Below are 13,464 nucleotides of genomic sequence, written 5' to 3' on the forward strand. Positions count from 1 at the left end.
CGTCATTCAGATAAGTTGCCTATTAGTAATGAAATATTTCCCTTAGATTAAATTAATCTGAATGTTCGATAATATTCATACCATTCTGTTATTAAACACGAACGTTGAATCAGATTTTTTGATTTTATGTTCGTGTTTTTTCGCTATTTTTTATTGACGAGTTGTTTCTATCATTGTTACAATAATTGAGGCTTGAAAATTGAGATACAAAGGTATCTAACGGAGGTGCTGATTATGACATCAGTAGTAGTTGTAGGAACACAGTGGGGAGACGAAGGAAAAGGTAAAATTACAGATTTCCTTTCGCACAAAGCCGATGCCATCGCTCGTTTTGCCGGTGGAGATAATGCAGGACATACCATTAAAATTGATGGTGAAACTTATAAATTACATTTAATTCCATCAGGGATCTTCTATAAAGATAAAACTTCAGTAATTGGTAATGGATTAGTTGTGAATCCAAAATCATTAGTAACAGAGCTTAAAGGTTTACAAGTGCGTGGTATTAATACAGATAATCTACGTATTTCTAATCGTGCACATGTGATTTTGCCTTATCATATTAAACAAGATATTGCGGATGAAGAAAGTCGTGGAGACAATAAAATCGGCACAACTTGTAAAGGTATTGGACCTTGTTATCAAGATAAAGTAGCACGTATTGGGATCCGTATGGCTGACTTACTTGATAAGGAAATCTTTGAGGAAAAACTACGTCATAATTTAGCCATTAAAAATAAGTTATTTGAGAAATTCTATGAAGTTGAAGGCGTAACATTCGAAGAAATTTTCGAGGAATACTATGGTTACGGACAAGAAATTGCTAAGTATGTTACGGACACGTCTAAAATTTTGAACGATGTCCTTGATGAGGGCGGTAAAGTGCTATTCGAAGGTGCACAAGGAATTTTACTTGATGTCGATCAAGGTACGTATCCATATGTAACATCTTCAAATCCTGTTGCTGGGGGAGTAGCAATTGGTGCAGGTGTTGGGCCATCACGCGTAACAAGCGTTATTGGTGTATCTAAGGCCTATACATCTCGAGTAGGAGATGGGCCATTCCCAACGGAGTTGTTCGATGAAGTAGGTCAACAAATTCGTGAGGTTGGTCGCGAATATGGTACAACAACAGGTCGTCCACGTCGTGTAGGCTGGTTCGACACAGTCGTTGTTCGTCACTCACGCCGTGTAAGTGGCATTACTCATCTTGCTCTTAACTCTATCGATGTTTTATCGGGCTTAGAAACAGTAAAAATTTGTACAGCCTATAACTATAAAGGTGAAACAATCACAGAGTATCCAGCAAACCTTCATATTATTGAACAATGTGAGCCGATTTATGAAGAGCTTCCAGGCTGGTCAGAGGATGTAACAAGCTGCAGAACTTTAGAAGAGCTACCTGAAAATGCACGCCGCTATGTGGAGCGTATCAGCGAACTAACGGGCATTCAAATTGCTACTTTCTCTGTTGGACCTGCACGTGAGCAAACAAACGTGTTAGTGGACGTTTGGGAAGCATAATAAAATAAAATGAAAAGGGCGTGCCAAATGTGGCATGCCCTCTTTTAGTGAATATCTTTCTTCTTAAAGCGACCACCTTTTACCTCAGCGATATTACCGATGGCTAGAAAAGCATTGTCATCTATTTCAGCGACGATTGTTTTCAATTTAGATTCTTCTAAACGAGTAATAACGGTAAATATGACTTTCTTGTCATTCCCCGTATAAGCTCCCTCTCCGTGAAGGAAAGTAACACCACGACCAAGTCGATCCATAATCGTTTGTCCAATTTCATCAATGTCATCACTTATGATATAAACCGATTTAGATTCTTCCAATCCTTGAATAACAATATCAATCATTTTATAAGCAATATAGTATGCAATGATGGAGTACATGGCTTGCTCCCAATTAAAAATAAATCCTGCCACCGTAAAAATAATGATATTGAAGAACATGATGATTTCTCCAACTGAAAAAGGTGTTTTGCTATTAGCTAAAATAGCTAATATTTCAGTTCCATCCAATGAACCTCCATAACGAATGACAATTCCGACACCAACTCCTAAAATCATTCCTCCAAAGACTGTTGCCAATAATGTGTCTTCCGTAAATGGATGGATATTATGTAAGGCGAGTGTTGAAAATGAGAGTACGGTAATACCTAGACCTGTGGACAATGCAAAGGTTTTACCAATTTGTTTATAGCCTAAAAAAATAAAAGGTAAGTTTAAAATGAAGATGAAAATACCAAGGGGTAATTTTAATAAATGAGATGTGATAATGGAAACACCTACGATGCCACCATCCATAATGTGGTTGGGTACTAAAAACAGTTCCAAGCCCAATGCCATTATAATCGCGCCTAGCGAAACCATAATAATTCTTGCAAAAACTTTACGCATGCTATTTTTCTGAGGTCTCAACACTTTTGTTGTGATCTCAGAGGTTTGTGAATCACTCAATTTAATCGCTCCAATCAAATAGTGTACCTTCTATATATATTTTATCGGAATATTAAAAAAGTAAAAAGTATTAAGTCAAAATTCACTTGAAAAAATTTGAGAATAGTATACAAATGATAGTTAAATTGAATTTTAAGAACCAATATATGAATAAAATTACAGTATTTATAAACTATATAAAATATATTCTATGTAACAATAAGTAGATAAATAATACATTTACATTACAAAAGAGTGAAATCGTTCAAACGTCATTTTCTTTATGGTACATTATAGGGGTGCAAAAAATCCTTGTGGGTAAATCATCCTACAGTAGGGTAAAGTTGGAAGGGGCTTTATTGATGAATTCGTTTTGGAAAAGAAAAGAAGAAAACAATAGATTCACCTACAATTTTTCTTCTTTTAAAAAGGCTTCAATCATTGTAGTTTTAATGACAAGCCTAACGATTAACATGGGATTTGCTAAGGAATATAACAAAGAAAACTTAAATAAAATTTACCACGTCTATGTGGGGAATGAATATATTGGTGCAGTATCTGATGAGAAAGCAATTCAAGAAATAATTGCATCAAAAGAAAAAGTGGCAAGTCAGCAATTCAAAGGTTTATCCATTGATGCTAGCTCAGCTGTTAAAATAATCCCAGAACAAGTATTTACAAATGAAACAAAAGATACAGAAACATTATCAAAGCTTAAGCAATCTTTAGTGGCCAAATCAGATGCCTTTACATTATTAGTAAATCATAAACCAGTAGTATCACTAAAGAATACGGAAGCTTATGAGAAAACTGTTCAAATGTTAAAGCTACAATATGTTTCTCAGCAAGAATTAGATAACTTATCAAAACGCCAAGCTAGCAATAATCTACCAGAATTAAAAGATGGTGAGGCTAGACTTCTAAATGTTTCCTTTAAACAAGGAGTTTCAGGGTTATCACAAAAAGTGACACCCACTGATATATTATCACCTGAGCAAGCCGTGAAGTTTTTAATGACAGGCTATCTTGAGCAAGAAACATATAAAATTGAATCAGGAGACGTGTTAGGGTCAGTTGCTAAAAAACATAATTTAACAACAAGTGAACTACTAGCTCTAAATCCGGATATCACAGTAGATACAGTTTTACAAATTGGACAAGAATTAAATGTTACTGTGGCAAAGCCATTTGTGACACTTGAAGTAAAAAAGGAAAAGAAAGTAGCGGAAGTCATTCCGTTTAAAAAAGTAATTGAAGAAGATCCTACAATGTATAAAGGTGAAAAGGTCATCAAGCAAGAAGGTGTTAATGGAAAAAAAGAAACAACTTATGCATTAACATCTGAAAATGGTACACAGACATCAAAAGTTGCCTTAGAGGAAAAAATACTTCAACAGCCAGTAGATGAAATTGAAGTAGTTGGTACAAAGGTTATTTCTTCACGTGGAACTGGAGAATTTGCATGGCCAGCAGTCGGGGGCTATATTTCAAGTGGTATGGGTGAACGTTGGGGAGCCTTCCATCGTGGTATTGATATCGCTCGACCAAGTAACTATAATATTTTAGCTGCTGATAATGGTGTAGTTGTTGCTGCTGGCACTTCTGGCACCTATGGTAATCGTATTGTTATTAATCACAATAATGGTTTTACAACACTTTATGGACATTTATCTTCAATTAATGTTGAAGTCGGACAAGTAGTGGAAAAAGGTTCTGTGATTGGTATTATGGGTTCCACTGGAAATTCGACAGGTACACATTTGCACTTTGAAGTTGAAAAGAACGGTTCATTAGAAAATCCGTTATCTTATGTAGGCCGATAAAACATGTTGAATAGAAGGCAGTCCGAATAATGGACTGTCTTTTTCTATTATTTCCCGAGAAATAATTGTTGAATTACATCGCTTTTTGTCACAGTATTAGAGGGATTGAATATCGATTAATGCATAGAATCCGAAAGCATGATAGAGTTAAGAGTAGTGAATTTACAAATACACATTGTTTAAGAATAGATAAGAAGCGAAAGGGAGAGTATGTATGAATAAAACAATTTTAGTTGTTGATGATGAGAAACCAATCGCAGATATTTTGCAATTTAATTTAATAAAAGAAGGCTATAAAGTTATTTGTGCTTATGATGGTGATGAGGCATTAAAGAAAGTAGAGGAAGAGCAACCAGATTTAATGCTTTTAGATATTATGCTGCCAAAGCGTGATGGGATGGAAGTTTGTAGAGAAGTACGTAAAAAATATGATTTTCCGATTATTATGCTAACAGCTAAAGGCTCTGAAATTGATAAAGTATTAGGATTAGAGATGGGTGCAGATGATTATGTCACAAAGCCATTTAGTACAAGAGAGCTGATTGCACGTGTAAAGGCCAATATGCGCCGTTTACAAGTAGTCGCTCCAGCAGCAGAAGAGGCTGAGGAAGAGTCGAATGAGATTGTCGTAGGTTCGCTTGTTATTCAACCAGATGCTTATTTAGTAATGAAGCGTGATGAAGCAATTGAATTGACACATCGAGAATTTGAGTTACTTCATTATTTAGGGAAACATATTGGACAAGTAATGACACGGGAGCACCTCCTACAAACAGTATGGGGCTATGATTACTTTGGTGATGTACGAACTGTTGATGTAACAATTCGCCGTTTACGTGAAAAAATTGAGGATAATCCTAGTCATCCCGCTTGGATTGTCACACGACGTGGTGTAGGTTATTATTTACGAAATCCTGAACAGGAGTAATAGGAATGCAGAAAGTGAGCTTCTTTAAATCCATTCATGTCAAACTAGTGCTGATTTATATTTTATTAATATTGCTTGCTTTACAAATTATCGGTATCTATTTCGCTCGTGAATTAGAAAGAAATTTGAAGAGCAACTTCCAAGATTCCATTTTTCAGCGAGTTGACTTGATGCAATATAGTCTTCGTGAGGAAATTTTAAAGGAACGCGATGAAAGCATGCCTAAACTAGAGGAGAGCCTAAAGTCAATTGTTATGGAGTTTTCTACTGGTTTAAGGGATGTTTCAAATGGCGATATTTTAGAAATTCGTGTTATTGACGATAGACAAAGAATACTTGCAACATCTGAGCTTGAAAACCAGAATTTAATAGGTCAGCGCTCTAATACTGACCTTGTACGTCGAGCGATATCTGCCGAAACACTGTTTGATATTATTAAGCTGGACAATAAGACGAGAAATCGTGTGTGGGTTTTAGCGAATCCCATTCGTGCGGGTGCAGGACCAGATGATGAAATCATTGGTGTACTCTATATTGAAGCCAATATTGAATCCGTTTTTGAACAAATGAATGATATTAATCAGATTTTCCTTGGTGGTACGGCAATGTCCTTGGTCATTACCATCTTCTTAGGTATTCTTGTGGCAAGAACGATTACACAGCCTATTGCTGATATGCGAAAGCAGGCTCAGGCAATGGCGAAGGGGAACTATTCTCGAAAGGTACGTGTATATGGTACAGATGAAATCGGCCAGCTAGCCATCACCTTTAATCATCTAACCAACCGTTTGCAGGAAGCACAATCGACCACAGAAGCTGAACGTCGAAAGCTAGATTCAGTTCTGAGTAATATGACAGATGGTGTAATTGCAACAGATCGTAAGGGACGTATTATTCTCATCAATGACCCTGCATTGGAATTACTGCATATTTCAAGAGATATTACATTAGGGCGCCCTATCGCCTCTGTATTGGGGATTGATCAGGAATATAGTTTTGAAGACTTAATTCATATGAATGATGCCGTGAATTTAAACTTCAGTACAGCAGATGCTCCCTATATACTTCGTGCTAATTTCTCTGTTATTCAAAAAGAAACAGGCTTTATTAATGGTCTGATTACTGTTTTGCACGATATAACAGAGCAAGAAAAGATTGAAATGGATCGTCGGGAATTCGTCTCGAATGTTTCACATGAGTTAAGAACGCCATTAACAACAATGCGTAGTTATTTAGAGGCACTTGCAGATGGTGCATGGAAAGATGAAAATATTGCTCCTACGTTTTTAAATGTGACACAAACCGAAACAGAGCGTATGATTCGTCTAGTAAATGATTTACTGCAGTTATCAAGAATGGATAGTTCAGATTACGAGTTGAATAAAGATATTGTCTTATTTAATTCATTCTTTAACCGTATTATAGACCGATTTGAAATGTCTAAGTCTGACAAGGTACATTTTGAACGATTATTCCCTGAAACCTCCTTTTATGTAGAAATTGATACGGATAAAATCACACAAGTTATTGATAATATCATTTCCAATGCTATTAAATATTCTCCAGATGGTGGCAATATTCGCTTCGGCTTTACGGGACAGGATGACATGTTGAAAGTCATGATTTCAGATGATGGCATGGGTATTCCTAAAGAAAATGTTGGCCGTATTTTTGATCGCTTCTATCGTGTGGATCGTGCACGCGCTCGTTCTATGGGAGGAACAGGCTTGGGACTAGCTATTGCGCGGGAAATGATTGAAGCACACGGCGGTAAGATTTGGGCTGAAAGTGAAGAAGGACAGGGTACAACAATTTTCTTCACATTACCATATGATGCAGATGAATTTGGTGAGGCAGGTGAGTGGGAATGAAATATATAGAGCCAGTTAAATCTGTTGTATTATTTCTACTTGTTATGCTGAGTGTGATTTTAACTTTTTTAATTTGGACCTATACACCTGATTATAAATATATTGAAAAAACAGAGGGCGAGGAAATTTTAATTAAGCCGCAAAAGGATATGGAGGATATTATTCGACCATACAAGGCTATTTTCCGATCTGAAGAAGAGTTTACAGGCACTGTTTCTAATGCAGCTATGAAAGACATGATGAAAGTATTTAAAGGCTGGAATGTTTTAGATTTGGTGTCTGTAAACAATAATCTTTCTGCAAACTATGTGAATCAAATTATTGGCGCAGATCATCGAATGACAATATTTTTTACAGGAGAGATTCCTTTTTCAGCTTTTAACACAACCTTTCAGTTCACTGATAAGGAATTACCAGAAACAACGTTCAATCGTATGATTATAGATTGGAGTAATTACAATAGCAAAGAATTGATGTTGTATTACATTAGTGGTAATAACCAATCATTATTCCGCTCACATGTCAGTGTGCCAAACATGAATCAATTTATACAGGAAGTCATAGAGCCTGCCAAAAAATATGAGGTTTTTAAAGAAGTAGAAAGAGAAGGCTATACATCTCTTTATTTGGCGAACAGTAATATTGAATCTGTAAAATATACGTATTTTATTGAGGATATTACGCCAGAACTATTTAAAAATGTATTATTCCCAGATCCAAATATTGTGCAGCGAAATGTGGAAAGTGCATCCTCTGAAAAATATACAGATGGTATGTCGTTAATGACCTTAGAAACAAATCTTAAATCATTAAACTATGTTTATCCTGCTGCAGAAAGTAGTATTAGAGTCGAGCCATCCAAGCTTTTAAAGGATAGCTTTGAATTTATTAATGAGCATGGAGGATTTACCGCAGATTTCCGCTATGCTTCATCCAATACCAATAAAAATCAAATAGATTATCAAATGTATTTGCAAGGTTTCCCTGTCTATAGCAATCATGTCATTACACGAATGACAACGATTTGGGGAGATAGTCGAATTTTCCATTATAAGCGCCCATACTTCTCATTGGATATGGATATATCATTGGAGAAAGAAATCAAAGAGTTAGCATCAGGTGCGGAAATCGCAGAGAGATTAAAAAGCGCTAACAGTATTCCTCTGTCTGATATCGATGAAATCGTCTTAGGCTATTATTTAACACAAAATCAAGAACAGAATATATTTATATTTGAACCTTGTTGGTTTGTTATTCGTAATGGTACATGGACTAAACTGACTCCTGAAGTATTAGGAGGTGTTAAAAATGGATTGGAATAGAACAAAATCTATTTTTATATTCGTTTTTTTAATACTGAACATCTTCTTGTATTCACTTTATGTCAATCGCTATAATGAAGCAAAAGATATTGAGGTACCAGGTGAAAGAACAATAGAAGCTCGTTTAAAGGATGATAATATTACGTACGGCACATTACCAAATAATATTGAATCTGCTTCGTATATGACAGCTCAAGTGCATAAATTCACACCAGCCGAATTTAATAATAGTAACCAGCAAGTTAAATTTAAGGATGATAATAATACAAAGGCTCGTGTTATTTTTATGAGGCCTGTTAAATTACGTAATGTAAGTGATGACGCAAGCTTTACAGATTTTGTTCTAGCAAACATCATTGAAGGTGCATCTTATGCTTTATGGAAAATAGACCGCGAAGAACGAGTCGCAATTTTTTTCCAAAAGACAAACAATCGAATGTTCTATTATAGTGGTTCATTAAAAATAAAATGGAATGCTAATAACGAAGTAACAATGTATGAGCAAACAATGATTGATAATATTGAAGAAATGGAACAGCAGGAAACAGTTATTCCTCCACTTCAAATTATTCAAACTTTGTATGCAAAGGGACCGCTCAAGCCAGATTCTCGCATTACACAAATGAAACTAGGTTACTCAACGCTTGTTAAATTGACACGTACTCAGGTATTGGTGCCAACATGGGAAGTTCAAGTGAAATTATCTGATGGGACAAAAGAGGAGTACTTTGTGAATGCAGTAGAAGGTAAAGTCATCGAAATCCAGGAGGACAAGCAAGAGAGCGAAGAAGAAGACTGGGGAGTTGAATAATGCGATTTAGTGTTTTAGCAAGTGGCAGTACAGGGAATTCGATTTATGTAGAGAATGACGATCATGCTTTTATCGTTGATGCGGGTCTTAGTGGGAAAAAGATGGAGCAGTTATTTACAAAAATCGACCGTAATATGAAGCAGCTCAGTGGTATCTTTGTTACACATGAGCATAGTGATCATATTAAAGGAATTGGTGTACTGGCACGGAAATATAATGTACCAATTTACGCAAACGCCAAAACGTGGCAGGCAATGGATGGGCTTATTGGGGACATTCCTGTAGAGCAACGTTTTGAATTTGAAATGGATACAGTGAAGCATTTTGGTTCTTTAGCTGTTGAATCCTTTGCTGTTTCACACGATGCAGCAGATCCAATGTTCTATACTTTTCATGAAAATGATCGCAAGCTTGTTATTATTACAGATACAGGCTATGTCAGTGATCGTATGAAAGGAATTATTCGAGGCGCTGATTCTTTTGTCTTTGAAAGTAATCATGATGTCAATATGCTACAAATGGGACGCTATCCTTGGTCTATTAAACGTCGTATTTTAAGTGATGTAGGACATGTATCTAATGAGGATGCAGCAATTGCAATGAGTGAGGTTGTATTTGATAAGACGACCAATATTTATCTTTCACATTTAAGTAAAGATAATAATATGAAAGAGCTAGCACGTATGAGTGTCGCACAAACCTTACAATCTTGTGGCATCCTTGTTGGTGAGCATGTTCATCTATTTGATACGGATGCAGAAGAACCAACAAAATTGGTGACGGTTTAATCATAGGCTATTTAGATAAAATTTGAAGCTGTTCAACGCATAAAAAAATGCATTGAGCAGCTTTTTTTATGCCTATTTTATTTGTTTTTCATCTGATTTTAATGTTTGAATCGTAAGATTAGGGTAACAACTAATTAGATAGCACTCAAAGGAAAGGATGACGAACATGAGCTATTTCCAAGATGATGATAAAAACAGTGATTTCCTTAAAAATGATGAAGTACCGAAATCACCTCTTCAAGAAAGACTAGAGCGCGAGGAGCAAGAAATGCAGACTAAGCGCATGAAAAAGAAAGGTGGAGGAGGTAAAGGCGGCTATTTCTTTAGTGGTCTGGTCGGTGTCATTATAGGTGCCTTACTTGTGTGGCTTATGCTACCGGGACTTGTCAATCAAATGCCTGGAACAACAACAAGTAATACAGGAAAAAATAACACAACAATTAATCAGGTAGCTACAGAAGTAACGACAGATGTGACAACTGCAGTTGATAAAGCCTCACAAGCAGTTGTTGGTATCACAAATATTCAAGAAGTCACAAGCGGAGGTTTTTGGAGCCCACCATCAACGACAACAAAAGAGGCAGGAAGCGGTTCAGGTGTCGTTTATAAAATTGAAGGTGACAAAGCCTTTATCATCACAAATAACCATGTTATTGAAGGGGCAAAGCAGTTAGAGGTCACAATGCCAGACGGAACAAAAGAACCAGCTCAATTAGTGGGTCACGATGTTTGGACGGACCTTGCAGTTATTTCTATTAACTCTAAAAATGTTAAAACAGTTGCGACATTCGGGAATTCAGATGTATTAAAACAAGGCGAAACAGTGATTGCCATTGGTAACCCACTTGGTTTAGACTTCTATGGTTCTGTGACAACTGGTGTTGTTTCTGGTAAAGACCGTTCTGTACCGGTAGACTTAAATGGTGATGGCACAGAAGATTGGCAACAAGAAGTATTGCAAACAGATGCTGCGATTAACCCAGGGAATAGTGGTGGAGCACTTGTGAACTTAGCTGGAGAATTAGTAGGAATTAACTCCATGAAAATTGCTGAATCCTCAGTTGAAGGTTTAGGGTTCTCTATTCCAATTAATTCAGCTATTCCAATTATCGAGGAACTAGAGAAAAATGGAGAAATGAAACGTCCAACAATGGGAGTTTCACTTGCAGATTTAACAGATGTGCCATCATTCTATCAACAACAAACATTAAAATTACCTGCAGAGGTGACAACAGGCGTTGTTGTAACAGATGTCATGAATAACTCACCAGCCTCAAAAGCAGGGGTTCAACAATACGATGTTATTGTAGAGATGGATGGTCAAAAAATTGAAACAACTATTGATTTACGCAAACATTTATATAATGACAAAAAAATTGGTGATAAGCTAACATTAAAAGTGTACCGTCAAGGTAAATTAGTCGAGCTATCACTAACATTAACAAACGGTAATACATTGTAAAGAATATGAAAAGCGATGGGGATCTAATCAATCTCCATCGCTTTTATTTATGAGGATAGAGAAAATACTTTTATGAAATATTGTGGATAACTAGAAAATTGTGAATACTAATTTCGCACAGTAAATCGGGAGTAAAAGGCACTTCTTCCATACATGCTATTACTTTGTTACAATAGATTGTGGATAACATAGACTGATTTGTGAATAAGTTTGTGGAAATTTCGGAAAATAAGGAGACATCAAAAAATGGAAAAGTACAGCTGTGAAAGCCATATAGATCACGCTTTAGACATGTTTGTAGCAGAGCAAAAAGTGTTCCCAATTATGGATAAAATCGAAGAGGATAAAAAGTTATCCACAAAGTGTAGCTACTGTGAACAGGCAGCAGAATATATTGTATCAAGTAAATAACTTTACACAATATATAGAGAGTGCTTGTGGATATGTTGATAACTTTTGTGGATAATTTGTTTGTAAATGAATTGTAAAGGTGGATAACGTGTGAATATAACGATTGTATCAGTCGGCAAACTAAAAGAAAAGTACTTAAAAATGGGGATCGATGAGTACGTAAAACGTCTTGGCGGCTATGCAAAAATGGATTTGGTTGAAGTGCCAGATGAAAAGGCACCTGAACAGCTAAGTGAAGCTGAAATGGATATCGTCAAGAAAAAAGAGGGCGAACGCATCCTAGCGAAAATCAGTCCGGATGCCTACGTAATCGCCCTAGCCATCAACGGCAAAATGAAAACCTCCGAACAAATGGCTGCCGATATGGAATCCCTCATGACCTACGGCAAAAGCAAAATCGCCTTCGTCATCGGCGGCTCCCTTGGTCTGCATGATGATGTGTTAAAGCGTGCAGATGAGCAGCAATCTTTTGGTAAGATGACCCTTCCTCACCAGCTCATGAAGCTTGTACTAGTCGAGCAGATTTACCGTAGTTTTAGGATTATGAAGGGTGAACCGTATCATAAGTAAGTGCGGTTTTCTAGGTTTTATACATTCAAAAAGCAGCATTTTAGGGTAAAGAGAATACCTGAAAGATAATTATATATCGCGAAATTTGTAGAAAAAGTATCAGGCACTATTAAAAGTGCCTGATACTTTTTTGTTTTATTGGGAGTGGATTGGGTATTAACTATCATAAGCAAGTTATATAGCAAGAAAGGATTGTAGGAATAATCGAAAGAGAAAGGAGTTATAGCCAACATGTTGTTGAATAAAAAGTTACTATTGGTCTTTAGCACAATCGTAGTCTGCCTTTTATCTGGTTGTGTAGAGAAACAGAAGCTTGAAGATGGATCTGAACTGATCAATAAAAATCAATTTGTTTTTGCTACTTCTGGTGAATTTAAGCCATTTAGTTATATAAATGACGATCTTACAATGTCGGGCTTTGATATTGAGGTTGGTGAAGCGATTGCAAAGGAAATGGGCCTTGAGCCAGTTCAGAAACGAATCAAGTTCAAAGGGATTGTTGAAGGGGTGAAAACGGGAAGAGCGGATGCAGCCGTTGCAAGTCACACGATTAACCCGCAGCGGAGTAAACATGTTTCTTTCTCTACCCCCTATTATTATTCAGGACCGAAAATTTTCACCAGACCAGATAGTAAAATTAGGACTGTCGAAGATTTAGAGGGAAAGGAAGTAGCTGTTGCAAAAGGATCAACATATGCCGATACAGCTTCCAAGTATACAGACAACATCAAAACATATGACAGCGATATTACGGCATTAAAGGCGTTGAGTAGTGGGCGTCATGATGCAGTAATTACAGATTTTGTTACAGGAAAAACTGCTGAAAAGGAAGGTTTTAAGATTAAAGGACAGCAATTAATTAATCGCAGTGAACAAGCGATTGTGTTGCCTCAGGATAATCCAAAGCTATTGAAGCGAGTTAATGAATCTTTGGAACAACTTCGGGAAAATGGAACATTGACTCAAATCAGTATCAAATATTTTGGTGAGGACATTACCGAAAAATCAGAATAAACCAATGCTATAAAAGA

At 36.4% G+C, this 13,464-nt stretch carries 12 protein-coding genes; 11 read left to right on the top strand and 1 reads right to left on the bottom strand.

Features of this window, described 5'->3' with window-relative positions; genetic code table 11:
• The first annotated feature begins 234 nt into the window (after positions 1 to 234).
• A complete protein-coding gene (locus VK91_RS19510) occupies positions 235 to 1,524 on the top strand; it encodes an adenylosuccinate synthase (protein WP_048395237.1) in 1,290 nt (429 codons plus the stop codon).
• A 44-nt stretch (positions 1,525 to 1,568) separates the two neighbouring features.
• Here VK91_RS19510 and VK91_RS19515 read toward each other — a convergent pair whose 3' ends face one another.
• On the bottom strand, positions 1,569 to 2,486 hold the full coding sequence (locus tag VK91_RS19515; protein ID WP_048395239.1) for a YitT family protein: 918 nt from the start codon (positions 2,484 to 2,486) through the stop codon (positions 1,569 to 1,571).
• 323 nt (positions 2,487 to 2,809) lie between these two features.
• Between VK91_RS19515 and VK91_RS19520 the strand changes: the two genes are divergently transcribed.
• The 10 genes from VK91_RS19520 (at position 2,810) to VK91_RS19565 (ending at position 13,447) form a co-directional block, all read left to right on the top strand.
• Positions 2,810 to 4,270 carry a peptidoglycan DD-metalloendopeptidase family protein gene (locus VK91_RS19520; protein ID WP_048395242.1) on the top strand — a complete coding sequence of 487 codons (1,461 nt, stop codon included), beginning with the start codon at positions 2,810 to 2,812 and terminating at the stop codon, positions 4,268 to 4,270.
• Between the two features lie 214 nt (positions 4,271 to 4,484).
• Entirely contained in the window at positions 4,485 to 5,198 is a 714-nt protein-coding gene (gene yycF, locus VK91_RS19525) for a response regulator YycF (RefSeq protein ID WP_036077923.1), read from the top strand.
• A 5-nt stretch (positions 5,199 to 5,203) separates the two neighbouring features.
• Entirely contained in the window at positions 5,204 to 7,069 is a 1,866-nt protein-coding gene (walK, locus tag VK91_RS19530) for a cell wall metabolism sensor histidine kinase WalK (RefSeq protein WP_048395245.1), read from the top strand.
• Positions 7,066 to 8,391 (top strand): YycH family regulatory protein, encoded by a 1,326-nt coding sequence (locus VK91_RS19535; protein WP_048395247.1) that lies wholly within the window; start codon positions 7,066 to 7,068, stop codon positions 8,389 to 8,391. The genes walK and VK91_RS19535 overlap by 4 nt, the downstream gene beginning before the upstream one ends.
• Positions 8,378 to 9,202 (top strand): two-component system regulatory protein YycI, encoded by an 825-nt coding sequence (locus tag VK91_RS19540; protein WP_048395249.1) that lies wholly within the window; start codon positions 8,378 to 8,380, stop codon positions 9,200 to 9,202. The genes VK91_RS19535 and VK91_RS19540 overlap by 14 nt, the downstream gene beginning before the upstream one ends.
• A complete protein-coding gene (locus VK91_RS19545; RefSeq protein ID WP_048395252.1) occupies positions 9,202 to 9,990 on the top strand; it encodes an MBL fold metallo-hydrolase in 789 nt (262 codons plus the stop codon). Before VK91_RS19540 ends, VK91_RS19545 begins: the two co-directional genes overlap by 1 nt.
• Positions 9,991 to 10,156: 166 nt before the next feature.
• Positions 10,157 to 11,452 carry a S1C family serine protease gene (locus VK91_RS19550; RefSeq protein WP_048395254.1) on the top strand — a complete coding sequence of 432 codons (1,296 nt, stop codon included), beginning with the start codon at positions 10,157 to 10,159 and terminating at the stop codon, positions 11,450 to 11,452.
• Between the two features lie 246 nt (positions 11,453 to 11,698).
• Positions 11,699 to 11,863, top strand: coding sequence for a CxxH/CxxC protein (locus tag VK91_RS22605; RefSeq protein WP_004233391.1), 165 nt, complete (start codon positions 11,699 to 11,701; stop codon positions 11,861 to 11,863).
• Positions 11,864 to 11,953: 90 nt separating this feature from the next.
• The gene (rlmH, locus tag VK91_RS19560; protein ID WP_048395255.1) at positions 11,954 to 12,433 is read left to right on the top strand and encodes a 23S rRNA (pseudouridine(1915)-N(3))-methyltransferase RlmH; all 480 of its coding nucleotides are present in this window, start codon (positions 11,954 to 11,956) and stop codon (positions 12,431 to 12,433) included.
• 231 nt (positions 12,434 to 12,664) lie between these two features.
• Positions 12,665 to 13,447, top strand: coding sequence for a transporter substrate-binding domain-containing protein (locus tag VK91_RS19565; RefSeq protein WP_048395258.1), 783 nt, complete (start codon positions 12,665 to 12,667; stop codon positions 13,445 to 13,447).
• Positions 13,448 to 13,464 lie beyond the last annotated feature (17 nt).

It is taken from the genome of Lysinibacillus sp. LK3, from assembly GCF_001043675.1.
Classification (GTDB): Bacteria; Bacillota; Bacilli; order Bacillales_A; family Planococcaceae; genus Lysinibacillus; species Lysinibacillus capsici.